The organism is Paraclostridium bifermentans, from assembly GCF_964259345.1.
GTDB classification, from domain to species: domain Bacteria; phylum Bacillota; class Clostridia; order Peptostreptococcales; family Peptostreptococcaceae; genus Paraclostridium; species Paraclostridium bifermentans_B.
This window is the reverse complement of record NZ_CAXVJR010000001.1, coordinates 675,285-700,585: the sequence shown is the minus strand read 5'-3', so window position 1 is coordinate 700,585 and position 25,301 is coordinate 675,285. Positions and strand designations below refer to the sequence as shown.

Sequence of the window (25,301 nt, the reverse complement as noted above, 5' to 3'; positions counted from 1 at the left end):
TGTTTGCCAAATATATTAATTAATTGATATTATAATTATAAATATGCTAATTATGTTAACAAACGAGGTGATTAATTGTTATTTTCAAACTTAAAATTAAATAACGAAGAACCAATATATATACAAATAAAAAATCATATAGATATGATGATAAATAAAGGTTTAATACCTAACAACAGTAAACTTCCATCGACAAGAGAATTGAGTCAGTTCTTAAATGTAAGTAGAAACTCTATAATATCAGCATATGAAGAATTAAAAGCAGATGGAATAATTTATTCAGTATATGGAAAAGGAACTTTTGTAAATCATGAAAATTCTACTCTAAATAATTCTTGGAATATAGAATTTGACAAATTAGAGAATGAATACAATAAAATAGCTAATGAAATGGATATTGTAAAAAGTGAAATACCTTGGAGATCAGATTTAATATCTTTCAAAAGTATATCTCCAGATGGGGAATTATTTGATATTGATGAGTTAAAAAAATCATTTTTAAATAGAATTTCATTAGAAGGTCATAAAATATTAAATTATGGATATGCAAAAGGATATAAGCCGCTTATAGATTATTTACTTAGCTATATGAATAATAAAGGTGTAAATACTAGCAATAAAGATATACTTATAACTAATGGATTTACAGAAGGGCTTGAACTATTATTATCATCATATACAGAAAAAGGTGATTATATAATTTGTGAAAATCCTACTCATAATACAGCTATAAAAATTTTTAAAGCTTTAGGCTTAAATATAATAGGGATAGACATAAATAAATCTGGATTAGATTTAGATATGTTAGAAAAAAAACTTGAAAAACTAAAAAAAAATAAAGATAAAAAAATCAAGTTTTCATATATAACTCCATCTTATCACAACCCAACAGGTATAGTTATGAGCCCTGAAGATAGGTATAGGTTCTACAATATTATGAGAAAGTATAATATTGCCATAATTGAAGATGGATTTAACGAAGAGCTATTATATTCGAGTTCACATATATTTCCTATAGCCTCTTTAGATAATTCAAATAATGGAGTGATTTATATCGGTAGTTTTTCAAAAATATTATTTCCAGGGCTTAGATTAGGATGGATATTATGTGATAAAAGTGTCATAAATAGATTAGAGAGTGTTAAAAGATGTAAGAGTATACATGTATCATTTTTAGACCAAAGCATATTATATGATTATTTAAGTAGTGGATCTTTTGAAAAGTATGTAAAAAAGATTAGAAAATTTTATGGAGATAAATTTAATTTTGCATATGAATGTGTTGAAAAATACATACCTAATGAATATATATTAGGTGAAGGTGGATTACATATATTTATTAAATTAAAAGGTATAGATTCAAGAAAGTTACTTCAAAAATGTTATGAAAAAGGGGTAATATTTATGCCAGGTGATATTTTTTATACAGATGGGAGTACAAAAGACACTTTAAGGTTAGGAATATCAAGACTTTCTGCAGATGATATAGAAAAAGGAACAAAACTTATAGGAGAATGTATAAAAGAATTAAGCTAGAATATTTAGATTATAACTTAAAAATAAAAAGTATAAAATAAATTATAGATTTAGAATCGTAAATTTTAAAATACACAATAAAAAAGTATTATTTTCTACTATTTAAAATAGTAGAAAATAATACTTTTTTCATTTAACATATAGAATCTTTATTTTTTTTAGCTTTATATAGCCTATTATCTACTAAATTTAATGCATCATCTATACTTAAATTATTTTTATTTAAATAAGATACTCCAAAGCTGCAAGTTATCTTTATAATATTATTATTATAAATAAGAGAGGTACTATCTATAGTGTTTTTTAAAAGATCAATTATTTCATAAGTTTTTTCTTTAGAGATATTTTCGATAACAGCTATAAACTCATCTCCGCCGTATCTGCAAGTCCAACCATTAAATGTTTTTACATAAGTATCTATTAAGTGAGCAATTTCCTTTATAACATAATCACCACATAAATGACCATATGTGTCATTAATAAGTTTAAAACTATCAATATCTAACATTATTAAGCTAAGTGAAAAATCTGAGTTAGATAAACTTCTTAACGCAACTGGTAAATTTTCATCTAAGTATCTTCTATTGAATATATTAGTAAGTTCATCTGTAACAGCAATCATGTTTAATCTATGGATTTCCTCTCTTAAATCTTCTATAGTTTTATTGTTAAACATAGAAAACATAGTATCATTAGTAACATCTTTTATAAGTTCTACAACATAAGTTTCACCATTGATATTTATGGGAGAAGCAATAATCATATATAAATTTTCATTTAAATGCTCAATTTTAGAAAATGATGAATTTTCATTTAAAGCTCTCATAGATATACAATTAGAACATGCACTTCCATTATTCCAAAAATCAAAACACTTATGATTTTCATTTATTTTAATATTATTTTCAAAATCTATAATTTTTTTATTTTGAGGATCGACTACTCTTTGTATCATAAATATATTGCCTAATATATCTATAGTATTTTTTGCAAGAGTCAAAAAAATTCACTTCCTTTCTATAGATATTCTTATTATTTTATTATAAGGTTTTAACTAGTTATTTGTAAACTCAAAAGGGTGATAAATTATAAACAAAAAAGAAGCTTTAAAGCTTCTTTTTTGTTTATAATTTATTCAACAGAGTCTAAAATAACAATAGACCTAGGTTGTTTTGATTTTCTTTTTATATAACCTAGCTTTTCTAATTTTTTTAAATGACAAAAAACTGTTGAAGATGAACTTAAATTAACACCTTTAGCAATTTCTCTAATAGAAGGTGAATACCCTTTTTCTAAAGTTGAAGATCTTATAAAGTCTAAAATTTCAACCTGTTTGCAATATAGATCTGAATACATATAAGAGGTTACCTCCTTGTATTAATTTAAATATATGTAATTTTGAGTATAAGATATTTATATAATAGCATGTTTTACAAAAAAAATCAAACATATGTTTGGTTACTTTGCTAATAAATTAAATATATAAATTATTAATAAAGCTTAATTAATAAGAATAATATAGTTAAAACTTACTATTTTGATATATAATAATAATGAATTTATATCAAAAGTGAGGAAACCAACATGTTAAGAAAAGATGAATTCCTAGAAAAATATCAAATAACTGAAGAAGAGTTAGTAAAAAATAGTATAGATTGGAATGAGATAGAAAAAATATATGAAGACTTTATGATTTTTAGAAAAAGTTATGAAACACAAGCAGAACTAATAGCTACTATACTTAGAAATCATCCTAAAGTTCACTCAGTAAAAACTAGAGTAAAAGATCCAGAACATTTAATAGAAAAGATAATCAGAAAAGTAGAAAGTAGAAGACTTAAGTATGGAAATGAATTTAATTTCACTGTAGATAATTATAAAAATGAAATAACAGACTTATTAGGGATAAGGGTAATACATATATTTAAAGAAGATTGGGAAGAAATACATAGTTTTATAACTAGAATGTGGAAAGTTCTTGAAATAGTTTCAAATGTAAGAGAAGGTGACAATACAAAAAAATTTGAAGAATTAGGAATAGAAGTTTGCTCAAGGCTTTCTGGATATAGATCAGTTCATTATATAATAGAATCATATCCTACTACTCAAAAAATAATTGCAGAAATACAGGTTAGAACAATATTTGAAGAAGGATATGGAGAGATTGATCATCAATTAAGATATTCTCATAAACATATTCCTGAGGTTTTAGCACAAAACTTAATGCTTTTGAATAGAATAGCAGGAAGTTCAGATGAAATGGCATCTTTAATAAATGTATTAAGTAAAAGTATAGAAGATGTTAAAGATGAGTATGAGGAAAAATTAAAGGCGAAAGACAAGGAAATTGAAGAGTTATCGAAATTATTAGAAAGTAAAAGATAACAAATAGTAACAAATGTAAATAAGTATGGAAAATCCTAAAATTTGTGTTATTATATATATTAATAATTACAAACAAGAGTTAAGTGTAAATACGAAATCAAATTAATATTTTTACGCTTCATGAACTATACTTAATGAATATTAGTAGATAACTTATGTAGTATAGTCATGTCATGATATGGTAAAAAGTAAAAAATGACATTTTGAGCAACTGACGAAGTCGTTGGCGACATGAGCGAAGCGAATTTTTTATAAAATGAATGGAGATGGAATATAAAATGGGATTTTTTAAAAGACTTAAAAATGTAGTAGAAGCTAAGGCTAATAAAGCTATAGAAAAGCATGAAGACCCAATAGAAATGTTAGAGTTATCAATAAATAAAAAAGAAAAATTACTTCAGGATGCTAAAAAACAATGTGCAAACTTTATAGGATCTGTAGATAATATAAGAAACGAAAAGAAATCATTAGAAGAAAAGATAGAAAAGTATGAGCAAGCTACTAAAGCAGCTATATTAAAAGAAGATAATGAAAAAGCTCAAAGTTTTGTTAAACAAAAACTAGAATTACAAGAAAAATTAACTCAAACAACAGCTAGAATAGAAGCACAAGATAAAAAGATACAAGAAATTAAATTTAAGATAGAAGAATTAGAATTAGAAATATCTAAGATGAAATCTAAAAAACAAGAGCTAGCTACAAGACTTGATGTTGCAGAGATTAATAATGAAATAAATGAAACTTTATCAGGACTTGGTGATGACCACGGAATAAACTTAGATGAACTTGAAAAGAAAGTTCAAGAAAAAGAAAGTTATGGTAAAGCTTTAGAAGACATGAAACCAAAAAATGAAGATACTATGCTTGATGAATATATAAATGATTCTCCGGTAGTTGACTCTAAGGTTGAAGATGAACTTGAAAGAATAAAAAATGAAATGAATAAATAGTATACTACTAAGGTAGATGGTCAGAGGCTATCTACCTTTTTTTACGATTAAGGAATTATGTTTAACGAATATCGGTTGATAATTTATAAAGTATAGTTATATTAATATATTGCTGAAAGTAAAAAAGAACATTTTTGAGCAACGGACGAAGTCGTTGGCGACATGAGCAAAGCGAATTTTTTAGGAGGGGATTATATGAATGAAAGACTTTTAAGCGAGAAAAAGAAATATGATAAAATGTACACTGAACTAGTATTTGCAGCAAATGATTTAAAGCAAATACTAAGTGATGAAGAGGTTGGAAAAAGAGTATTTATAAGAAAGGTCAATGATCTTTCTGATTATATGAACTTTTTAAATAACTTAGAAATAGAAGATGGAAAAGAAAGTAAAGGATTGTTTTCTAAATTATTTAAAAAAAGTATAGATGTAGAAACAGAAATACAGGCATATCTAACTAGAGATAAAAGGGAGTCTATAAACAAGCTAGATAAATGTGCAAAATGTAAATGTATAAACTGTGTAAATGAATGTCCTTTCAATAGATGTATAAACTGCCGAGAGTTAGAATATACATATGAGTGTGACAAAGAAAAATTTGTATTTACAAAATCTACTGATACAGTTAGCTTATATAGTGGAGATGAAGAATTTAAATTTGATGTAAAAGGCTATTTAATAGAAATACATGAAGATAAATCATTAAGTAGATATGTTTATTTAGTTGATGCTAAAGATAATGATAACCAACAATTACTAGAGTACTTTAAATTCAAAGGTGAGGAAAGTTATGATTCTGTAATAGAGGGAGATGACACTTCAAATTTAGATCGATTATACAATAAGTTCATAGAAATGGGGTTAAATGTATAATGAAAAACTTAAAAAGAAATACAATGCTTTTTCTAACTGTATTTATATTCACAATGACATGTGCACTTACATTTACAGTTGATAAAGTATATGCAGATTTTTATGATAATGGTAAGGGAGCGGTAGAGTATCAAATAGCTAGAGGTAGATCTTCAAGTAGTTCAAGGTCTAGTTATAGCTCAAAACCAAGTTCAAGTAGTAGTTTTAAACCAAGCTCCAGCAGCAGTTTTAAGCCTAGTTCAAGTAGTTCAAAGTCTAGTAGCAGTTATACTAAACCAAAGCAAAGTACTACAAAACCAGATTCAGGAAGTTTTAGCACTAAACCAAAGTCTAATCAAGATACAACTATAAACTCAGGATCAAATTCAAGTAGTTCTAAACCAAAATCAAGTACTACAAAACCAGATTCAGGAAGCTTTAGTACTAAGCCTAAAACAAATAGTAATGAAAAATCAGAATCTAGCAATAAGAAAAAATATGATGATTATGGAAGCTCAAGAAGAACTTATATGCCATCTAGGTATGGTGGAGGATTTTTTGGATTTGGAGGATATAATCCATTTAGATATATGGGATATAGAATGGGAATAAGTCCAATTATAATGGATATAGTTATGATAATAACTGTATTAATAGTTGTATATATAATATTTGATTTCATAAGAAATAGAAGAAATAGATAATTAATTAAAATAAAATAGATTTAAAGAAAACAAATATGGGAATATATAGTAAGTGTTGATTTATATTACAATATATTATATAATCGCATAATGATACAAAAAAATTGAATAATAAGTATTAGGTGTCATAAAGACTTAATAGGGAATTAGATGAAAAGTCTAAGCTACCCCAGTAACCGTAAGACTGACGAAATCTAAAATAACCACTGAGAAATCGGGAAGGTAAGAGTGTAGAATGAAGTTGAGCCGGGATACCTGCCAATGCTTAAAGCTAATATCTTCTGAGGGTTGGATAAAGGCTATATTAATTTAAATTGATATTTTAAAGCATACTCTCGTAGTGTGCTTTTTTAATTTTAAAATATAGAAAATTTTGGATTTTACATATCTTAAAGGAAAGATATGTAAAATGTAGAACTATATATTTATGTAAACTATTAAAAAGAAAGGAGATAGATTATGTCAAAATATTTAGCATATCCATTCTTATACGATAAATCAGAAGATTTAAGATGTGATTATGAAATATTCACCGATGAAATTTCTAGTACAATTGGGTTATTAAGAGCATTTATAAAAGACAATGAACTAAGATGTGAATTGAGTAAAATAAATGAACTAGTATATCATATGAATGCATCTTTAAGGACTTTTGTAAGCTTAACTGAAGATGAATTAAAATGGTTAGAAAATAAAACTTTAACTTACCAAAAAGAAATTGAAGGAAGAATGAATAAGTTTGTTTTACCTGAAGGTGGAGTTTGTGGAAGTTATGCTCATATTATAAGAACTAAATGTAAAGCATTAGTAAGACTATTATATAGATATAAAGAACAAGGTAACGAAGTAGATGAGTTACTATTTGATTTTGCCAATTTGCTTTCAGGATATTTTTTCATACTAGCATTAAAGCTAAACAAAGATGAAGGAATAGAAGAAACAGAATTTATAAGTAGAAATTATAAGTAAGGAGACTTAAAATGAAAAAAAGAATTTTAACACTAATAGCTGCTATCATGGTAGTTATGTTGGCTGTAGTTGGATGCGGTCAAAAAGAAACTGTAGTAAAAGACAGAGAAGGAAATGATTTTAAAGTACCAGCAAAGGTTGATAGAATTATATCAACTGCACCATCAAATACTGAAGTATTAGTTGAATTAGGATTAGCAGATAAATTAGTTGCAGTAGATAAATATTCAGCAGACATACCTGGATTACCTAAAGGTATAGAATTAATAGATTTTTCAAATCCAGACCCTGAAGCAATAGTAGCACTAGATCCAGATATGATAATAGCATCAGGACACAATAAAACTGGAAATAGTGAAGATCCATTTAAGGTTGTTAAAGAAGCTGGTATAAGTGTTGCCTATATACCAAGCAGTGATAGCATACAAGGAATATATGACGATATAATGTTTATTGCTGATATAACTAACACGAAAGATAAAGGTCAAAAAATAGTTGATAATATGAAATCGCAAGTTGCAGAAATCGAAAAAATAGGAAAAACTATAAAAGATAAAAAGACAGTTTATTTTGAAATAGGACCTGCACCAAATTTATATAGCTTTGGGAATGGAACATTCTTAAATGAAATGATAGAGCTTGTAGGTGGAGAAAACATATTTAAAGATCAAAATGGATGGATATCTCCAAGTGCAGAATCAGTAATTGAAAAAAATCCAGATGTAATAATAACTAATGTAAATTATGTACCAGATGCAGTTAAAGAAATAAAAAATCGTGAAGGTTGGGAAAATATAGCTGCTGTTAAAAATGGACAAGTATATTTAGTAGATGCAAATGCATCATCTAGACCATCTCAAAATGTAGTAAAAGCATTACAACAAATGGCGGAGTATATAAATCCAGATGCATATGCAAAACAAAAATAAAAGATTAGCAATACTATCAATACCGCTAGTATTTCTTATAATTAGTATTGGAACTTCCATAGGGAGTTCCAATATTCATATATTGGACACAATGAGTATTATACTTAATAACATATTTAAAATTCCTTTAAGAGAAGGAATAGACCCAAAAGATGTATCTATAATATGGTCACTTAGACTACCTAGAGTATTATTAGCTTTTATGGTAGGTGGATGCTTAGCTGTAAGTGGTTCAGTAGTTCAATCGATACTTAAAAATGAACTAGCTTCCCCATATACATTAGGAGTATCATCAGGAGCATCTTTAGGAGCGGGACTTGTTATAGTGCTTGGTATATCAATACCATTTTTAGGTCAATTAACACTTCCTGTAATAGGTTTTTTATGTGGATTAATAACAGTGTATGGAGTTATAGTTTTTTCCTCTAAAATAGATAAAACTATGTCAAATAATACTATTATATTAGCGGGTATGGTATTTTCATTATTTGTAAATGCATTACTTACAACACTTACAGCACTTTTTAGTGAAGATATAAAAAGTATAAGTCTTTGGCAAATGGGAAGCTTTTCTATGAAGGGATGGTCATACGTTAGAGCTTTAATTCCATTTTTATTAATAGGTTTTATAGGTGTTATAAGATATACTAAGGAAATGGATATATTAACATTTGGAGAAGAACAAGCAAAGGCGGTAGGTGTTGATACAAATAAAGTAAAGAAACATTTATTTATATTTTCAGCAGTATTAACAGGAAGTGCAGTAGCACTAAGTGGAACTATAGGATTTGTTGACTTGATAGCACCACATATGGTAAGAAGGGTGTTTGGGTCAAAGCATAAATATGTTATACCAATGTCTTTTGTTTTTGGAGGGTCGCTAATGGTTATAACAGATTTAATAGCGAGGACTATAGTATCTCCAGCAGAACTTCCCGTTGGAGCTATAACTGCAATTATAGGGGCACCATTCTTTGCATACGTATATTTTAGCAAAGGAAAGAAGTGATATTATGTTAGAATTAAAAAATCTATATTGTGGATATGATGGAATAGATATTATAAAAGACGTTAACTTTAAAGTTGAAAGAGGCAAAAACTTATGTATAGTAGGACCAAATGGATGTGGAAAAAGTACTCTTTTAAAGTCTATTGCAAATATTATAGACTATAGAGGAAGTATAACCATAGATGATATGGAAGTTTGTAACTTTTCTAGAAGAGAACTTGCGAAAAAAGTAGGGTTAATGAGTCAAATAACTCAAATATATTTTCCATATACTATTTATGAAACTGTAGCACTTGGAAGGTATGCACATTCAAAAGGAGTTTTTAATTCCTTAAGTAAGGAAGATAAAAAAGTTATATTAGATTCTATAGAAAAAGTAGGACTTTCAGATATAAAAGATAAGCATATTAATGAGTTAAGTGGAGGTCAACTTCAAAGAGTTTTTTTAGCAAGGACATTTGCTCAAGACCCAGAAGTTATATTATTAGATGAGCCTACTAATCATCTTGATTTAAAATATCAGATAGAATTATTAGAACATTTATCTAAATGGGCTAAAGATAATAATAAAATAGTTATTGGAGTATTACATGATTTAAATTTAGTTCATTATTTTAGTGATGCAGTTTGTTTATTAAATAAAGGTGAAATTGTATGTTATGGAAATTCCAAAGAAGTATTTAATGGAGAATATTTAAAAGATGTTTACAATATAGATATACAACAATTTATGATAGAAGTATTAGAAAAATGGAAATAAAAATAAATTAGAAAAAGATTCAATATATAGTATTAGTATATTGAATCTTTTTCTAATTTATAGTAAATATTAATTTTTAGCAAAGTTTTTTAATTTAAAGCTTCCTGCCGTTACAAATACTAATCCTATAAGTAGTAAAGCCATTAATCCTAAAATTAAATTATCATAAATTAATATATCAAATGTCCAATAAAGCGGGAATAATTTTGCTATCTTATCTGCAAATGGAATTTTATCACTTATATTTTGAAATATTAAAGTAAAAGCTAAGCCTATATTTAATAATGAGTAAAATATAGCTGTTATATTTATAGAAAGTTCATTTTTAAATAATCTAGTTAAAGCGATTATAAATCCTGTTGACACAAAACTATTTGCTATAACAAGTAAAAACATATCTATAGTAATATTTATTTTAATTATTAGTTTTAAAGCTAATAAAACAATAGAGCAGCTTAATGATTGTAATAAAAATAATGCAAAGAAAATGCTAAATATTATTTCAAAGTCTTTATTTTTAGTAGAAGTCATTCGTCTTAGAACATTGTTAGAACGAAGATCTAACAAATCTTTACATAAAGAGGCTGAGTTTATATATAAACAATAGCAAACTAGCAGTATAGCCATAGAGCCTTTTCCAAAACTATCTTCTTTAGAATTTATTATATTAGCAGTTATAAAATTGACATTTTGATCATTAATTAATTTAGACTTTAAGTTAGAAGTCATAAAATTTTCTATTACAGATTCGGCATATAAACTACCTCCTCCATTATATGTTTTATAAACTGTAATGTTAGGTTTTATCAATTGATCTAATTTACTTGAAAAATCTTTATCTATTTCAAATACAGCTGAAATATCGTTATTCTTTAACAAATCTATAGCTTTATTTTTAGACGAATAATTAAATACACTATCTTTATCTAAATCTAATTCTTTAATAAGTTTTTTTTCATATTTTAAATTAGAATTGCAAATAAGTGCTATCTTAGGATTATACATAGAACCTCCAGAAACACTAGTAAATATAGTTACTAATAAAATAAGTGAAAAAGGTAAAATAATTAAACTGATCATTAAAGGTAATGTTTTTATATATCTTTTTAAATTAGCAAATGTTAATCTTAATACATTCATGGTTAAAACTCCCTCCAACTGTATTTTTCCTTAAAAAATGAAATCATAAACAATATTAAGGATACAAGTACAACAATAAAAATAGAATCCTTTACAGAATAAAGACTATCATTTATAGTAAATTTCATAAATAATTCATTTGTTAAATAAAATGGAGATAATTTTCCTATCATAGATAAATTTCCTGAAATAGGCATAAAGGTTCCTCCGAATATCATTTGTATAAACATGAATAAACTCATTAAAATAGTTCCTATATTTTTCTTGAAAAATGAGTATATAAATATAGATACACAGGCAGTAAAAGAAGAAGCTATGATACATAAAATAAATAATGGTAGTAAATTTTCTGTAAATGCCAAATTTAAAAATCTATAAATTAAAATATATGCAAATACAAATAAAGATATATATAATAAAGAAACTATAAAATCATATATAAGCTGAGTAGTTCTTTTTATAGGCATAGAATACATTCTTTTTTGAATACCATTGGATTCTCCTAAATAATTTCCGGTTACGTTATTTGTCATAAATGTTAACAACATAAATCCTAATATAGATACAGCATAATATTCACTTGTAGTTTGACTTATGGAAGAGTCAATAAAAGATGTTTTTACTGTTGATTTTTTTAGTTGATTTACAATAGTATTATCTAGAGGTATATTATCTAGAGCTAAATTTTCATGATATTTATCTAGTGTGTTTTTTAAGACTTCAGATACATTAGAAGCTGGCTTAACCTCAATAATATCTATATTTGTAGGTTTATTTTTAATTATGCTTTGACTATAATTATTAGGAATTAAAATTTTAAAATCTGCATATTTTTCATTGTCTGAAATATAAAAGAAACCATTGTTATCATTTTCAATAAAATTTGATAAATCCTTAGAATAAGTAGAATTATCTTTATCATCAATATATATAGGAACAGGTTCCACATTTATAGGATTAGTAGATTCAGAATGCATTAAATTTCCAAAGAACAAAGACATAGCAAGTGGTAATATTAAAAAATAAGAAAGTTGAATAAAAATAGTATTTTTAATAGTTTTTAAAAATGTTTTTAAAGTTAATAATAGCTTCATAAAAATCTCCTTCCTATCTTAATGATTTTCCTGTAAGATTTAAAAATACATCTTCAAGACTATATTCATCATTAGATATTTTAACTATACTACACTTGTTTTCTTCAATAATTTTTAAAGCAGAAGAAAGTATAAAGGTACTATCAACAGATAAAACTAATAATCCTTCACTTTCAGAAACTTTTAAAACTCCATTTAAGTTTTTAAGTTCATAAATAAGGTTTGCACATATATTACTAAGTTCAAAAGATAATTTGCTACTACTAAATACAAGTGATTTTAAGTAATTTTTATCTCCAAATGCAACTTCCCTACCTTCATCAATTATAAAAATTTTAGAACAAAGATGTTCAACTTCCTCCATATAGTGAGAAGTGTAAACTATGGTTGTATTTTGTTCTATAGATAATTTTTTTAATATAGAAAATATATAATTTCTAGACTGTGCATCAACTCCTACTGTAGGCTCATCTAATATTAATATACTAGGGTGGTGAAGCATAGCTATGACTATATTTAATCTTCTTTTCATACCGCCAGAAAGTTTTTTTACTTTTTTACGTTTAACATCTATAAGTCCAGCTATTTCTAAAGCTTCATTTACTCTTTCTTTTAATAACTTTCCTTTTAGACCATATAAAGCACCAAAGTATTCAAGATTGTCATAAGGTGTTAGGTGTTCAATTATAGCAAGTTCTTGAGGTACAAGACCTATCATTGATTTTACTTCAACAGGTTTTTTGTTTAAATCCATACCACCTATATATATAGAACCATTATTAGGAAGTACTAGGTTAGTCATAATATTAATTAAAGTTGATTTTCCAGCACCATTAGGTCCGATAAGTCCAAATATTTCACCTTTGCCAATATTAAAACTTATATTATCAAGTGCTAATTTATCATTAAATCTTTTAGTTATGTTTTTAACTTCTATAATACTCATATAAATCTCCTTAAAATAATTATTTTTAATCTTTAATAACATTATATAAAAAAGAAAAAATGGAATCTATTACATAAAGTCATTAAAAAAAGTGACTTAAGTCACTTTTTTTAATTATATTTAAATAGGTTTTATAGGTATAACGATTTTAGTTATATAGTCTTTAGTATTATAAGATGTTAAACTATCTAAAATACAATATTCAAAAGATGGGCCTATAATTTTATAGTTATTATCTTTTATAGAGTTAATTAAGTATTCATAAGTTTTTCCAACACTATCATAATCACCTTTATGAAGTGTAATAGCATAAAGCCCAGAAGTTTTTTCTATTACTTCATCATTTTTAAATCTTGAATACAAAGGGAAGAAAACAGAATCTGCAGTTGTATATTTTTTTGATTTTAAATTTTCAAGAGAAATTATAGTTCCTAATTGATAATAATAAGGGGCTTTTTTCTCATGAACATTTGTTAAGAGTTTTTTAAAGGCTATATCAGTTTGTAAAAGATCAAATGGAGAATCTACTTTTTGAATAAATAAGTACTGTGAATCCATTTTTTCAAAATATACATCAATTTTATATGAGTTTAAACTTTCTATAGTTTCTATTTTATTTTCTAATCTTTTTATAGTTCTTTTTATATTTTTTACTTGGTTATCAAGTTTTATTTTTTGTTCCTTTAATAAATTTAAAGCACTTTTATCATTTCTTTTAACTAGAAAATCTTTTATATCTTTTATTGGAATACCTATTTCTCTTAATATTAAAATACTATCTAAAATTTCGAGTTGATCTGAAGTATAGTATCTATATCCATTATTTTCATCAACTATATTAGGTTTAAATAAATCTATGTTATCGTAATAAATTAAAGTTTGTTTGCTCATTTTATGTAACTTAGCTAGTTCTCCTACAGTAAATTTCATATTTGGTAAACACCACCTATTATTAAAAAATTATTTTCCTTGACAATATAGTTACTATATCCTTCACAATTATAATTGTCAAGGAATTCCAATTAATAAAAGAAAATAGAGGTGTTAAAAGTGGAAGAAGTATTTATGAAAAAACAAAATTATAAGGAATTTATAAAATTTGTTTTACCGTCTATAATTACAATGATATTTTTATCTTTTTATACAACTATAGATGGATTTTTCGTATCAAGATATGTAAACTCTGATGCACTTGCATCTATTAATATCATTATTCCTATAACTTGTATTGTGTTTGGTATCGCAGTTATGTTAGCTACGGGATCTGGTGCATTAGTAGGAATTAAATTAGGTGAAGGTGATAAAAAAGGAGCAAATCAGTTATTTTCATTTATAACAATAACTTTAATTGTAATAGGTGTAATACTTACAATTTTAGGAATTGTTTTTTTAGACCAGATATTAATATTTTTAGGAACTACAGATAAATTGTGGTCATATACAAAGACATACGGTATAGTGACGATTTTTATGACAATACCAATGATGACTAAATTATATTTTGAATACTATGCACGTGTAGACGGAAGTCCTAAGGTTTCTCTTTTAATGTCTACCTTAGGATTAATATTAAATATAGTATTAGATTTTTTATTCATAGTAGTATTTAAGATGGGGATATTAGGAGCTGGATTAGGAACTTTTATAGCTATAACTATATCAGCTGTGGTAGGGTTAATTTACTTCTTAGGGAGTAAATCAAATTTAAAATTTACAAAACCTAAAATTGACTTTAAAGCATTATTTAATTCTTGCTATAATGGTAGTTCAGAAATGTTTACAGAGTTATCTACAGGTATTACGACTTTCTTATTTAATAAAAGTATATTATCTTTTGCAGGAGAAGAAGGAATAGCAGCAATGTCTATAATAATTTACATGTACTATTTCTTTATAGCCGTTTATTTCGGAGTAGCAGTTGGTATATCTCCTATGATTAGTTATAATTTTGGGGCGAAGAATAAAGATAAGATAAAAGAGAGCTTAAGACATAGCTTTATGACAATTGGGTGGAGTTCTGTAGTTATATTTTTAATATCTATGTTTTTAGGGGAAAATATAATAGGATTATTTACTACAGACAAACAAGTATATAATATAGCTTCAGAAGGGATAAAATTATTCTCTTATGGATTTTTACTTATAGGAATAAATATATTTATGTCAGGGTACTTTACAGCAATAGGTAATGGTCAAGTATCTGCGATAATATCTGTATTAAGATCACTTGTATTTGTCGTAGCTACTATAATAATTTTACCTAGCATTATCGGATTAGATGGAATATGGTTAGCAATACCTATAGCAGAGTTACTTACTGTGTTTTTCTCTATAGCTTTTTATTTCAAGAAAGGGAGAAACATATTAGAAGAGCAAGAAGATAAATTGTATAAAAATAAAAGAAAATCATTAGAAAGTACAAATTAAAAATATAAAAATGGCCTATCTTAGAATATTGACTAGAAAATAGATAAACATAGATTATCTTATAAATAGTTTAAAAGATAGGCTATTTTTTATATTAGGAAAACACCTGTAGCTAATGTATAATTAGAATATTTAAGAAACTATTTTATTTTTAAATGCAAAAATAGCTATTTGAGTTCTATCACGAAGATTTAATTTACTTAATATGTTAGTTACATTATTTTTTATAGTTCCCTCAGATAGAAATAATTTTTCACTGATTTCTTTGTTAGTTAAACCATCAGCTATCAATGATATAATATCTATTTCTTTTTTAGTTAAATTAAATTTTTCAATAATTTTATCAAGACAAACCACATTTTCAGTTGAAATAATTTTGTCAGCTACATTTTTATCAAAAACTATATTTCCGTAAAAACTTGATTTTATGCCCTCATATAAAACCTCATCTGAACTATCTTTTAATAAGTAACCAGAAGCACCAAACTTTATAGCGTTTTTAATATATTCATCATCATTAAAAGTAGTAAGTACTAATACACAAATGGATTTATCAAATTCTTTTATTAATCTAGTTCCTAAAACGCCATCACATATTTTCATTCGTATATCCATTAGTACTAAGTCGACATTATTTGTTTTACAAAACTCTAATGCTTCATACCCATTAGAGCAATCTCCTATAACTTCTAAATCTTCATAAGAAGAAATTATAATTTTTAAACCTTTTCTAATTAATTTTTCATCGTCAACTATCAAAATTTTTATTTTGCTCAATTAAATTACCCCCATTATATCTAGGAAAAGAAGCTCTTATTAAAAAACCATCGCTACAATTTGAAAATACAACTTTTCCATTTAATTCATTGATTCTTTCAGAAATACTATTTAAGCCATTACCCTTAAGTATTTTTGAACATCCTACACCATTATCTTTAACATTTAATATTAGTTCATTAGAATTAAATGTAATAAATATATCTATTTTGCTACATTTACCATGTCTTATCGCATTAGACAAAGACTCTTGAATAACACGATATAAAGCTGTAGATTGAACACTAGACAAATTCCAAGTATTCTTAGATACAGTTAGCTTAACATCTGTATTTGTAAGTTTTGCAAAATTTTTTGTTAACTCATCTATTTTAAATAAATTTTGATAACTTTCATAATCAATAGGCTTTAATTTAGAAATAGCAGATCGTACTTCATTAAAGCTATCCTTGACAAATTCTCTAAGTTCATCTACTAATTCATATAAACTTTCATTATCTTTAACCAAGCGTTTTAGAGCTTCTAATTGAATTATTGTAGTAGATAGGGAATGACCAACACTATCATGTATTTCTCTAGATATTCTATTTCGTTCCTTCAGTATAGCTAGTTCTTCCACAGAATTTATATAAATTTCTAAGTCTTGGTTAGCTTTTTTTAGTTTATCCTCAGAAATTCTAAGCTTGTCATAAGTAATTTGATATTTAACTTTATTTAAATTTTCTTTGTATATATAAATACTCATTAAGGCTAATATAGAAAGTATAGCTGTACTTTGTAATGTACTAAATATAGAGTTATTATAACTAATAAAAGTATTAAATATTAAAGTAATGATAAAGAGTATATATTTAAATGTGTTTTTACTTAAAAAAGTAGTATCTAAAACTATAGGTATAAAATAAAAGAAACTTATATAGCTTGTATTTTTAGACAAAATATAAATAAAAATTAATTCAATAATTAAAGATATTGATTTTAAAATATTATTTTTAATATTAAAATATCTAAATTGATTATTAACAATAAAGATTAGTAGCCAAAAGATTAATAAATTAGATGTATGTTTACTTTTGTTTAAAATATCAATTAAAATTATAAATAAGGATATGTATCTAATAGATATATATATAATATTTGTATTCATTACCCCTCCTAAAAATAGAAAATATAAATAATATACTACAATTATAATAAATTAGATTACTACTTAATTCAATAAGATTACAATTTCGTTATTTGCGTAAAATAATATTTTTGTGTAAAATTTAAGTATATTAAAAAAGACACCAAGGAGAACTTTTATGAGTTTGAGAGAATTTGAATATATAGATGAATCAATAGAAATACTCAAAGAGATAACACCAACGTTAAATATGTTATCAGAAGAATTAATAAGTTATTTTGAAGAAATACTTAATAAGCATGAACAAGAGTATTTAAATGTTAATTCGAGAGTTAAAACAGAGTACAGTCTAAGAGAGAAGATAATAAGAAATAAATATTTAAAAAAATACAAAACTCCAAGAGAGTTGATACATAACTTGTCTGATTTAATAGGTGTGAGATTAGAATGTAGATTTATAGAAGAAGAAAGAAAGATATATAAACTATTAAAATCTTACTTCAATCAAACAGAAGACAACATTTATTATTACAATGAAGAAAATGAAAATATTAGAATAAGACTAGATAAAGATCAACCAAGAAAACAAAAGAATGGATTTGAAATATATAGGATAGATGGTTTGTTTTTATATGGAGATAAAAAAATAAGCTTTGAAATACAAATAAAATCGATGGTAAATATATTTTGGAGTGATATAGAGCATAATGTTATTTATAAAAACAATGCATACTTAATGATGGATAAGTTTTTAAGTGATGTATTTGCATCTATAAAAACTAACCTTACAATGATTGATAACCAATTATTATCAGTTTATAAAACATTTAGCTCTACTACAACAAAAGATAAAGCATCTAAACAAAAGTCTATGGAAAAGTTTTTAGCAAAAATTGCATATGATACTTTTGCTGAAAAAATGGAAGCGGATATAGGGTTTATAATAGATTTTAAAAAGCCATGTGAAACTATTATAAATTATTCGTTTAATAAAAATCAGGAAGGGTTAGACATAAAAGAAGATACAACTATACAAGCTCTTATAAGATTGAATGAAATATCAAAAAAAGATATAGATTTTGATTCTAAAATAAGATTTGGTAAAACTCCTGAATTTGAAGATGAGTTTTGTGAACGACTTGGAAACTTTATAATGTCTAAGCTAAATTGTGAATTTATATGGAATTTGTTCTTTAGAATACTATTTGAAGTAGAACCACTTAATAATAAAAAGGATTTTGAAAATTTTATATTATTTATAAAAGAGAAGGTTATACCTATAAGGTACCAGGCTAAACTTGAATTGAACTTTAAAACAAAAGCTAAATATATATTACATGATATTTATATGCAAGTTGCGGATACTTTAATAGAAATAGATTCAATAGAGATAGTATATGAAGAAAATCTAGATAGTATAAATAATATAATAAAAAGAATAATTAATGATATTTGTAAAAATATTGATTCATACAAGGAATATCAAAGTAAAAAAGATAAGTACATGGAGCTTATAGATAAAAAAATCACAGATGCAATACATGATTAAGTATAACTCATATTAGGGTTAGAAAGTAAAATGCCTTTCTAACCTAAGTATGGGTTATTTTTATGAAAATAAAAGATGTAATGAATATTGAAAAAATTCTAAAAAAGAAATACACTTATAATGGAATAGACAAAATGATATGGGGGAGAGGGGTTATTATGAAAGAAAAGGTTAAACTCAGTAAGAATATAAAGTTGTTTCTTACTATAAACCTAATAGCATCTTTTGCTATGGGAATTTTTAATATGTTTGTGGGGATATATTTAAAAGAAATTGGATACCAAGAACAATTTGTAGGTAGTGTGTTGTCTATTAATACATTTGCTATAGCGATAGCATCTGTAGTAAGTGCATATTTAATAGAAAAAATAGGAAGAAAGAAAAGTTTTAGTATTGGATTTATATGTATAGCTATAGGATCAAGTTTTATAGTACTTGTTAATAATCAAGCTTTAATAATATTAATGGCTATTATAAATGGTTTTGGTATGAGTATGAAAATGACAGCTGAAGGTATGTATATAGTTGAAAATACATCAGAAAAAGAGAGAGTTTCAGTTTTTAGTACGAATTTTATTATATCTAATGCAGGTATGATGATAGCATCGTTTTTAGGTGGAAGTATGTCTTCTTATCTAGGAAGATTCTTTACATCAAGTGAGGCTATAAAATATGTATTTATAATGTCAGCGATATTATCAATAATATCATTATTACCGATACACTTTATGAAAGAACCAGAAAATTTAGAGCCTAGAAGCTTAAGAGATTGTATAAAAGGATATGTGTATATATTTAATAAAAGGGTAGCAAGTTTTATGATTTACCAGTTTTTAATAGGCATAGGTGCAGGGATAATAGTTCCATTTTTTAGCGTTTACTTAAAGTATTCTATGAACATATCTGATAGTATTGTTGGGACAATATTATCTATATCTCAATTTGGTTGTATAGTAGGAGGTATGGTTATACCATTTATGTCAGATCGATTTGGAAAAGTTAAATCGGTTATAATATGTCAATTATTATCCATCCCATTTTTATTATCTATTGCTTTTCCACAAGGCATAATAGTTATAACGATTGCTTTTTTTATGAGAAATGGACTTATGAATATGGCAATGCCTCTAATACAAAACTTATCTATGGAGATTGTTTCAGATAAGGAAAGAACTAATATGAGTAGTTTAATATCATTATCTAGCAATATTAGTAGAGCTATAGGAATAGCTATCGGTGGTTTTTTAATGGAGAATGTATCATATACGGTTCCATATTATTTTACAGTTGGATTTTATATAGTGGCAGTAATGTTATTTAGTTATATATATAAAGATGAAATTAAAATTAAAAGAAGTTTACCTTGTATGAATATTACACATAACAAATAACATTAAAGACTAGCTTTGATTAGCTAGTCTTTTTATTATGCGAAATCTATAGATATAGTTAATAAAATAGAAAGATTTTAGAAAGGTTAAGAATTTAAAATATATGTATAAACAACATAAAGAGGTGAAGAATTATGAATGAAATTTTAAAAGTTGAAAATATATCTAAAAAATATAAAGGAAAAACTGTTGTTGATAATTTAAATTTTTCTGTAGATGAAGGTGACATATTTGGATTCTTAGGGCCAAATGGAGCTGGAAAGAGTACTTCTCTAAAAATGATATTAAGATTAATAAAAAAAGATTCAGGCAAGGTTTTTATTAATGGATATGATATAGACAAAAACTTTAAAGAAGCTATAAATGGTGTTGCTGCTATTATAGAAAAACCAGCTATATATATTGATTTAACTGCATATGAAAACTTAGAAATAGTAAAAAACCTTAGTGAAACAAAGATTTATAAAGATAGATATGATGAAGTTTTGCAAATTGTAGGATTAAAAGGAAGAGGAAATGAAAAAGTAAAAAATTACTCTTTGGGAATGAAGCAAAGACTTGCTATAGCTATGGCACTTATAAAAGACCCCAAGATAATAATATTAGATGAACCTACAAATGGATTAGATCCTAAAGGTGTTATAGAAATAAGAAATCTTATAAAACAACTAGCAAATAGATATAAAAAAACTATAATTATATCTTCACACATACTTCATGAAATAGAAATGATGTGTAATAAAGTTGTAATCATAAATAAAGGAAAAACAATATTAGAAACAGATATAGAAAGTATAACAAATAAAAAAGAGTTGTTCTTTATAAGAACAATTGATATAGAATCAACTATTAAAGTTATTGATAGAGTTAATTATGTATGTCTAAAAAGTAAAAAGAAAAATGGGGTTGTAGTACAAGGTAACGATGCAAGTAGATTTTTACTTATAAAAGAATTAGTTAAAAATAATATACCTTTTTATGAAATATCATCAAACAACGACTCATTAGAGGATATATTCATAGAAGTAACGGGAGGAAAGTAGTATGTTAAACATAATAAAAAATGAATTTATAAAATCTAGAAAAATAAATGTATTATTAATTACAAATATATTAATAATGGCATCTGTATTTTTAATTTACTTTACTATGAATAAATTTGGAGGAGAAGGATTTTTAAGATCAAGTGAAGTTTTAAATATGTTTTTTGCTTCAACAATAAGTATAATACCGTATCTTATAGTTATTTTGATATCAAAGAGTATAACTGAAGAATTTAATAATGGAGGTATGCAGATATATCTTATAAATCCTATAACTAGAAGTGAAATACTGATAGGAAAGATAGCATTTATACTTATAAATATTACTATAACTATGATAACTCAAATATTAATAAGTTTTATATTTTCAGGAATATTTATACAAGTACCAACTTTAGAAATAGCAATAAATACTATATGTAGATATTTAGTTACTATTATTCCTATAATAGGATTAATATGTATTTTATTTGTGCCAGCATTAATTATAAATACATCAAGAAATAGTATTTCATTTGGATTTGCTATTATAGCTATAGGACCTATAATAACCTCTATATACACTAATATAAAACCATATAGTATACTATGGATAATAAAAAATATAGAGAATTATGGGGAGAATTTATTTATAAACATTACTATAAGCATAGTATATATACTAATCGGATATATATTTTCAAGTTATATATTTAATTACAGAGATATAAGATAAGTATATTATTTAGAATTATTTTTTAAGGAGGTAAAAATGTATAACATATTAGTTGTAGATGATGAAAAAGAAATTGTAGATTTAATAGAATTATATTTTAGGAACACAAATTATAAGGTTATAAAAGCTTATGATGGTATAGAAGCTTTGAATATAGTTAATAAAGAAAAAATACATTTAGCAGTAGTGGATATAATGATGCCAAAGCTAAATGGATATTCTTTGATTTCAAGTATTAGACAACAAGGAAACATACCTATAATAGTAGTATCTGCTAAGGTTGAAGGATATGATAAAATATTAGCTCTAGATATGGGAGCAGATGATTATGTAACAAAACCTTTCGACCCACTAGAGCTAATTGCAAGAGTAAATGCTCAAATTAGACGAGTATATGGATATGCTAAACCATATGATTATGATATATCAGAAGATATTATAGAAATAGACGGTTTAAAGTTAGATTTAAATAGTTATAGGTTAACTAAGAATAATAAAGAAATAAAACTTACATCTACCGAAATGAAAATAATAGAGCTTTTTATGACTAACCCAAATAAAGTATTTACAAAGAAAAATTTATTTGAATCAGTATGGAATGAAAATTATATAGCTGAAGATAATGCTATAATGGTTCAAATAAGTAAAATAAGAGATAAAATTGAAGATGATAGCAAAAATCCTAAGTATATAAAGACTATAAGGGGAATTGGATATAAATTTGAAAGGAGATAATATGATAGCTAAAAAAGGTAGGAGCTTATATAGTATATTTATATTTAACTCAATAATAACTATAGTAGTTTTTATAATAGGGATAATAATATTTTTAAGTTTGCTAGTATCTCAAATAGCTATAGGTATAAGTAAAAATAATATAAATTTTGATGATTATAAAAATGATAGTATTTTCAAAGAAAGATATAGTGACATAGATATAAAACAAGTATTAGATGAAGGTGGATGGATAGAAGAAGTAAAAGACAATAAAATAGTTAATGTTATAGGTGATAAAAAAGATAAGGTGAAAAACTATTCTATAGAATATCTAATTAATGAAAAAGATAATATTACAGATAATAATTATGAATCTAAAGTCTACAAAGATGAGAGTAATATATATATAGTAAAGATGCCAACATATGCATACAGAGCATTTCAGGGAGTTTATAAAAATATTAATATAAAATTGTACACTATTTTATCTATGATTATAACTATTATGATAGTTTCTACTGTAGTTATAATTTTAGCTGTAATATCAATAAAAAAGTTATCAAAGCCACTTAAAATTTTAGAACAAGAAATAAAAAAAATGAGTGAAGGATATTCAGATGTAGAAGTAAACTTTAAATCTTATAGGGAATTTAACAATATAAAGGAATCTTTTAATAATACAGTAGCAAAACTTAAACAAGCAGAAGATGAAAACAAACTTATAGAAGATAGTAAAAAAAGAATTATAAGAGATATATCTCATGATATAAAAACTCCTATAACATCAGTATTAGGATATTCAAAAGCAATACTAGAAGAAAGAGTAATTGATGAAGACGAGAAAAAATTATACTTAAGGTATATATATAATAAAACAAATAGAATAAATTATTTGGTAGATGAGCTATTTATATTTTCAAAGATGGATAGTCCAGGGTATAAACTAGATTTGAAGAAACAAGATATTAGTGAATTTATAAGAGAAGTTTTAGCTTTATATTATATAGATATAGAAGAAAAAGGATTTATATTAGAGGTAGATATACCCGAAGTTGAAATTTATTCGATGATAGATAAAAAAGAATTAGAAAGAGCTATAGTAAATATAATAAATAATTCATTAAAATATAATAAAAAAGGAACTAAACTTAAAGTTAGATTATATACACAAAATAATTATGCATATTTAACAATTGAAGATGATGGAATAGGAATTTCTGATAGTGTATCAAAAACAGTCTTTGAAGAATTTGTAAGATCAGATAAATCAAGAAAATCAGACGGGGGAAGTGGATTAGGACTTGCTATAACTAGAAAGATAATTAAGCTTCATAATGGAGACATAACATTAAATAGTAAAGAAGGAATAGGAACTAGGTTTGATATAAAGTTAAAAACTATATAAAAATAATAAGTAAGTTTTAATAGTGTGTTTTTTAGTTAAATAGGGAAAATTACTACTAAGGATTAATCTTAGGAGGAAAACTATTATGTGTACAAATATTACAGTTAAATATGATAATGGATATGTAACGGCAAGAACTAATGAATTTGGAGTTATAATAAATAGTAATATATTTACTATGGGAAGAAATATTAAGCAAAGAGGTTTTTCAACTATATAAACTTATCTCCATATAATATTGAAAAAATAAATTTTGATGGACAAATTCTTTATCAAACAGGTCAAGGTAGTGGGCAAATAGGCATGCCAGGAGATATGACCCCACCTTCGACATTTATAAGAGCATCATTTAATCAATTATGTGCAATAAAATGTAATACAGATATAGAAGCTGTGGATATGGCTTTTCATATATTAAGCTCATTTGACATAGTTCCGGGAACTTGTAGACATAGAGCTGATAAAAAAGAAATTGATATGATAGGTAAAGAAAAACTTATATTAACTGATAAAGATGATATATGTGAAATAACTCAAATTACTGTAGTAAAGGACTTAAATAATTTTATTATATACTATAAAGGTTATTTTAATATGAATATAAAAAAGATAGATTGTAAAAAGTTTGATTTCTCTAAACCTGAGAAAACTATAAAAGGAAGAATATATAGTGACTATTGTGATAAATATGTAGATATAACAGATAAATTAAATTAAATAAAGTCCACTGCTTAGATTATAATTTAAGCAGTGGACTTTATTTAATTTAACTATAATTTGTTAAAATCAAACAAAAGTTAATTTTTGATAAGTTGATTCTAAATAAATGCTAATATATACTAATTATATAACATTAAGGATTATAGCATAAAAGCTC

General features: G+C 25.1%; 26 protein-coding genes and 1 riboswitch. Of the genes, 18 read left to right on the top strand and 8 right to left on the bottom strand.

Features of this window, described 5'->3' with window-relative positions; genetic code table 11:
• Positions 1-75 precede the first annotated feature (75 nt).
• Positions 76-1,536 carry a MocR-like pyridoxine biosynthesis transcription factor PdxR gene (gene pdxR / locus ACEXNK_RS03540; RefSeq protein ID WP_373600521.1) on the top strand — a complete coding sequence of 487 codons (1,461 nt, stop codon included), beginning with the start codon at positions 76-78 and terminating at the stop codon, positions 1,534-1,536.
• Positions 1,537-1,669: 133 nt separating this feature from the next.
• Here the strand turns inward: pdxR and ACEXNK_RS03535 are convergent, their stop codons facing one another.
• Both ACEXNK_RS03535 and ACEXNK_RS03530 read right to left on the bottom strand, forming a co-directional pair.
• Positions 1,670-2,536: a GGDEF domain-containing protein gene (locus ACEXNK_RS03535; protein ID WP_373600520.1), complete on the bottom strand. Its 867-nt coding sequence runs from the start codon at positions 2,534-2,536 to the stop codon at positions 1,670-1,672.
• A gap of 131 nt (positions 2,537-2,667) precedes the next feature.
• Complete coding sequence (locus ACEXNK_RS03530) at positions 2,668-2,892, bottom strand: winged helix DNA-binding protein (protein ID WP_373600519.1); 225 nt, start codon at positions 2,890-2,892, stop codon at positions 2,668-2,670.
• A gap of 228 nt (positions 2,893-3,120) precedes the next feature.
• On the opposite strand from ACEXNK_RS03530, the gene ACEXNK_RS03525 reads away from it, so the two are divergent.
• The 8 genes from ACEXNK_RS03525 (at position 3,121) to ACEXNK_RS03490 (ending at position 10,094) form a co-directional block, all read left to right on the top strand.
• Positions 3,121-3,921: a RelA/SpoT domain-containing protein gene (locus ACEXNK_RS03525; RefSeq protein WP_373600518.1), complete on the top strand. Its 801-nt coding sequence runs from the start codon at positions 3,121-3,123 to the stop codon at positions 3,919-3,921.
• A 278-nt stretch (positions 3,922-4,199) separates the two neighbouring features.
• Positions 4,200-4,871, top strand: a complete 672-nt coding sequence (locus ACEXNK_RS03520) for a PspA/IM30 family protein (protein ID WP_373601546.1) — start codon at positions 4,200-4,202, stop codon at positions 4,869-4,871.
• 195 nt (positions 4,872-5,066) lie between these two features.
• Positions 5,067-5,744, top strand: a complete 678-nt coding sequence (locus ACEXNK_RS03515; protein ID WP_373600516.1) for a hypothetical protein — start codon at positions 5,067-5,069, stop codon at positions 5,742-5,744.
• Entirely contained in the window at positions 5,744-6,427 is a 684-nt protein-coding gene (locus ACEXNK_RS03510; protein ID WP_373600515.1) for a hypothetical protein, read from the top strand. The genes ACEXNK_RS03515 and ACEXNK_RS03510 overlap by 1 nt, the downstream gene beginning before the upstream one ends.
• A gap of 103 nt (positions 6,428-6,530) precedes the next feature.
• A riboswitch (cobalamin riboswitch) is annotated at positions 6,531-6,703 on the top strand.
• Positions 6,704-6,886: 183 nt separating this feature from the next.
• Positions 6,887-7,396 (top strand): ATP:cob(I)alamin adenosyltransferase, encoded by a 510-nt coding sequence (locus ACEXNK_RS03505; RefSeq protein ID WP_373600514.1) that lies wholly within the window; start codon positions 6,887-6,889, stop codon positions 7,394-7,396.
• 11 nt (positions 7,397-7,407) lie between these two features.
• Positions 7,408-8,325, top strand: coding sequence for an ABC transporter substrate-binding protein (locus ACEXNK_RS03500; protein ID WP_373600513.1), 918 nt, complete (start codon positions 7,408-7,410; stop codon positions 8,323-8,325).
• On the top strand, positions 8,303-9,334 hold the full coding sequence (locus tag ACEXNK_RS03495) for a FecCD family ABC transporter permease (RefSeq protein ID WP_373601545.1): 1,032 nt from the start codon (positions 8,303-8,305) through the stop codon (positions 9,332-9,334). Before ACEXNK_RS03500 ends, ACEXNK_RS03495 begins: the two co-directional genes overlap by 23 nt.
• Positions 9,300-10,094, top strand: coding sequence for an ABC transporter ATP-binding protein (locus ACEXNK_RS03490; protein WP_373600511.1), 795 nt, complete (start codon positions 9,300-9,302; stop codon positions 10,092-10,094). The genes ACEXNK_RS03495 and ACEXNK_RS03490 overlap by 35 nt, the downstream gene beginning before the upstream one ends.
• Before the next feature lie 69 nt (positions 10,095-10,163).
• Here the strand turns inward: ACEXNK_RS03490 and ACEXNK_RS03485 are convergent, their stop codons facing one another.
• The 4 genes from ACEXNK_RS03485 to ACEXNK_RS03470 all read right to left on the bottom strand — a co-directional run bounded on the left by ACEXNK_RS03485 (position 10,164) and on the right by ACEXNK_RS03470 (position 14,204).
• Positions 10,164-11,234 (bottom strand): ABC transporter permease, encoded by a 1,071-nt coding sequence (locus tag ACEXNK_RS03485; RefSeq protein ID WP_373600510.1) that lies wholly within the window; start codon positions 11,232-11,234, stop codon positions 10,164-10,166.
• 2 nt (positions 11,235-11,236) lie between these two features.
• Complete coding sequence (locus ACEXNK_RS03480) at positions 11,237-12,328, bottom strand: ABC transporter permease (RefSeq protein WP_373600509.1); 1,092 nt, start codon at positions 12,326-12,328, stop codon at positions 11,237-11,239.
• Between the two features lie 13 nt (positions 12,329-12,341).
• On the bottom strand, positions 12,342-13,274 hold the full coding sequence (locus tag ACEXNK_RS03475; RefSeq protein ID WP_373600508.1) for an ABC transporter ATP-binding protein: 933 nt from the start codon (positions 13,272-13,274) through the stop codon (positions 12,342-12,344).
• Positions 13,275-13,394: 120 nt separating this feature from the next.
• Positions 13,395-14,204 carry a MerR family transcriptional regulator gene (locus tag ACEXNK_RS03470; protein ID WP_373600507.1) on the bottom strand — a complete coding sequence of 270 codons (810 nt, stop codon included), beginning with the start codon at positions 14,202-14,204 and terminating at the stop codon, positions 13,395-13,397.
• 135 nt (positions 14,205-14,339) lie between these two features.
• Between ACEXNK_RS03470 and ACEXNK_RS03465 the strand changes: the two genes are divergently transcribed.
• A complete protein-coding gene (locus ACEXNK_RS03465; protein ID WP_373600506.1) occupies positions 14,340-15,701 on the top strand; it encodes an MATE family efflux transporter in 1,362 nt (453 codons plus the stop codon).
• Positions 15,702-15,833: 132 nt separating this feature from the next.
• Here the strand turns inward: ACEXNK_RS03465 and ACEXNK_RS03460 are convergent, their stop codons facing one another.
• Complete coding sequence (locus tag ACEXNK_RS03460; RefSeq protein WP_373600505.1) at positions 15,834-16,478, bottom strand: response regulator; 645 nt, start codon at positions 16,476-16,478, stop codon at positions 15,834-15,836.
• Positions 16,450-17,625 carry a sensor histidine kinase gene (locus ACEXNK_RS03455; RefSeq protein WP_373601544.1) on the bottom strand — a complete coding sequence of 392 codons (1,176 nt, stop codon included), beginning with the start codon at positions 17,623-17,625 and terminating at the stop codon, positions 16,450-16,452. The genes ACEXNK_RS03460 and ACEXNK_RS03455 overlap by 29 nt, the downstream gene beginning before the upstream one ends.
• A 157-nt stretch (positions 17,626-17,782) precedes the next feature.
• Between ACEXNK_RS03455 and ACEXNK_RS03450 the strand changes: the two genes are divergently transcribed.
• The 8 genes from ACEXNK_RS03450 to ACEXNK_RS03415 all read left to right on the top strand — a co-directional run bounded on the left by ACEXNK_RS03450 (position 17,783) and on the right by ACEXNK_RS03415 (position 25,141).
• Positions 17,783-19,153: a GTP pyrophosphokinase gene (locus ACEXNK_RS03450; RefSeq protein WP_373601447.1), complete on the top strand. Its 1,371-nt coding sequence runs from the start codon at positions 17,783-17,785 to the stop codon at positions 19,151-19,153.
• 158 nt (positions 19,154-19,311) lie between these two features.
• Positions 19,312-20,544, top strand: coding sequence for an MFS transporter (locus ACEXNK_RS03445; protein WP_373601446.1), 1,233 nt, complete (start codon positions 19,312-19,314; stop codon positions 20,542-20,544).
• A 134-nt stretch (positions 20,545-20,678) separates the two neighbouring features.
• Positions 20,679-21,587 (top strand): ABC transporter ATP-binding protein, encoded by a 909-nt coding sequence (locus tag ACEXNK_RS03440; RefSeq protein ID WP_373601445.1) that lies wholly within the window; start codon positions 20,679-20,681, stop codon positions 21,585-21,587.
• Between the two features lies 1 nt (position 21,588).
• Entirely contained in the window at positions 21,589-22,302 is a 714-nt protein-coding gene (locus ACEXNK_RS03435; protein WP_373601444.1) for an ABC transporter permease, read from the top strand.
• A gap of 36 nt (positions 22,303-22,338) precedes the next feature.
• Positions 22,339-23,037: a response regulator transcription factor gene (locus tag ACEXNK_RS03430; protein ID WP_373601443.1), complete on the top strand. Its 699-nt coding sequence runs from the start codon at positions 22,339-22,341 to the stop codon at positions 23,035-23,037.
• A gap of 1 nt (position 23,038) precedes the next feature.
• Entirely contained in the window at positions 23,039-24,424 is a 1,386-nt protein-coding gene (locus ACEXNK_RS03425) for a HAMP domain-containing sensor histidine kinase (protein ID WP_373601442.1), read from the top strand.
• A gap of 85 nt (positions 24,425-24,509) precedes the next feature.
• Positions 24,510-24,644, top strand: a complete 135-nt coding sequence (locus ACEXNK_RS03420) for a hypothetical protein (protein WP_373601441.1) — start codon at positions 24,510-24,512, stop codon at positions 24,642-24,644.
• Positions 24,641-25,141, top strand: coding sequence for a linear amide C-N hydrolase (locus tag ACEXNK_RS03415; RefSeq protein WP_373601448.1), 501 nt, complete (start codon positions 24,641-24,643; stop codon positions 25,139-25,141). Before ACEXNK_RS03420 ends, ACEXNK_RS03415 begins: the two co-directional genes overlap by 4 nt.
• Positions 25,142-25,301: the final 160 nt, after the last annotated feature.

Bases quoted from the DNA above. Each gene is read 5' to 3' on its own strand.
- ACEXNK_RS03470 (WP_373600507.1), bottom strand. From the start codon at position 14,204: ATGAAATTTACTGTAGGAGAACTAGCTAAGTTACATAAAATGAGCAAA.
- ACEXNK_RS03440 (WP_373601445.1), top strand. From the start codon at position 20,679: ATGAATGAAATTTTAAAAGTTGAAAATATATCTAAAAAATATAAAGGA.
- ACEXNK_RS03445 (WP_373601446.1), top strand. From the start codon at position 19,312: ATGAAAGAAAAGGTTAAACTCAGTAAGAATATAAAGTTGTTTCTTACT.
- ACEXNK_RS03520 (WP_373601546.1), top strand. From the start codon at position 4,200: ATGGGATTTTTTAAAAGACTTAAAAATGTAGTAGAAGCTAAGGCTAAT.
- ACEXNK_RS03430 (WP_373601443.1), top strand. From the start codon at position 22,339: ATGTATAACATATTAGTTGTAGATGATGAAAAAGAAATTGTAGATTTA.
- ACEXNK_RS03435 (WP_373601444.1), top strand. From the start codon at position 21,589: ATGTTAAACATAATAAAAAATGAATTTATAAAATCTAGAAAAATAAAT.
- ACEXNK_RS03475 (WP_373600508.1), bottom strand. From the start codon at position 13,274: ATGAGTATTATAGAAGTTAAAAACATAACTAAAAGATTTAATGATAAA.
- ACEXNK_RS03425 (WP_373601442.1), top strand. From the start codon at position 23,039: ATGATAGCTAAAAAAGGTAGGAGCTTATATAGTATATTTATATTTAAC.
- ACEXNK_RS03465 (WP_373600506.1), top strand. From the start codon at position 14,340: ATGAAAAAACAAAATTATAAGGAATTTATAAAATTTGTTTTACCGTCT.
- ACEXNK_RS03420 (WP_373601441.1), top strand. From the start codon at position 24,510: ATGTGTACAAATATTACAGTTAAATATGATAATGGATATGTAACGGCA.
- ACEXNK_RS03525 (WP_373600518.1), top strand. From the start codon at position 3,121: ATGTTAAGAAAAGATGAATTCCTAGAAAAATATCAAATAACTGAAGAA.
- ACEXNK_RS03485 (WP_373600510.1), bottom strand. From the start codon at position 11,234: ATGAATGTATTAAGATTAACATTTGCTAATTTAAAAAGATATATAAAA.
- ACEXNK_RS03500 (WP_373600513.1), top strand. From the start codon at position 7,408: ATGAAAAAAAGAATTTTAACACTAATAGCTGCTATCATGGTAGTTATG.
- ACEXNK_RS03515 (WP_373600516.1), top strand. From the start codon at position 5,067: ATGAATGAAAGACTTTTAAGCGAGAAAAAGAAATATGATAAAATGTAC.
- ACEXNK_RS03495 (WP_373601545.1), top strand. From the start codon at position 8,303: ATGCATATGCAAAACAAAAATAAAAGATTAGCAATACTATCAATACCG.
- ACEXNK_RS03510 (WP_373600515.1), top strand. From the start codon at position 5,744: ATGAAAAACTTAAAAAGAAATACAATGCTTTTTCTAACTGTATTTATA.
- ACEXNK_RS03455 (WP_373601544.1), bottom strand. From the start codon at position 17,625: ATGAATACAAATATTATATATATATCTATTAGATACATATCCTTATTT.
- ACEXNK_RS03450 (WP_373601447.1), top strand. From the start codon at position 17,783: ATGAGTTTGAGAGAATTTGAATATATAGATGAATCAATAGAAATACTC.
- ACEXNK_RS03530 (WP_373600519.1), bottom strand. From the start codon at position 2,892: ATGTATTCAGATCTATATTGCAAACAGGTTGAAATTTTAGACTTTATA.
- ACEXNK_RS03505 (WP_373600514.1), top strand. From the start codon at position 6,887: ATGTCAAAATATTTAGCATATCCATTCTTATACGATAAATCAGAAGAT.
- ACEXNK_RS03480 (WP_373600509.1), bottom strand. From the start codon at position 12,328: ATGAAGCTATTATTAACTTTAAAAACATTTTTAAAAACTATTAAAAAT.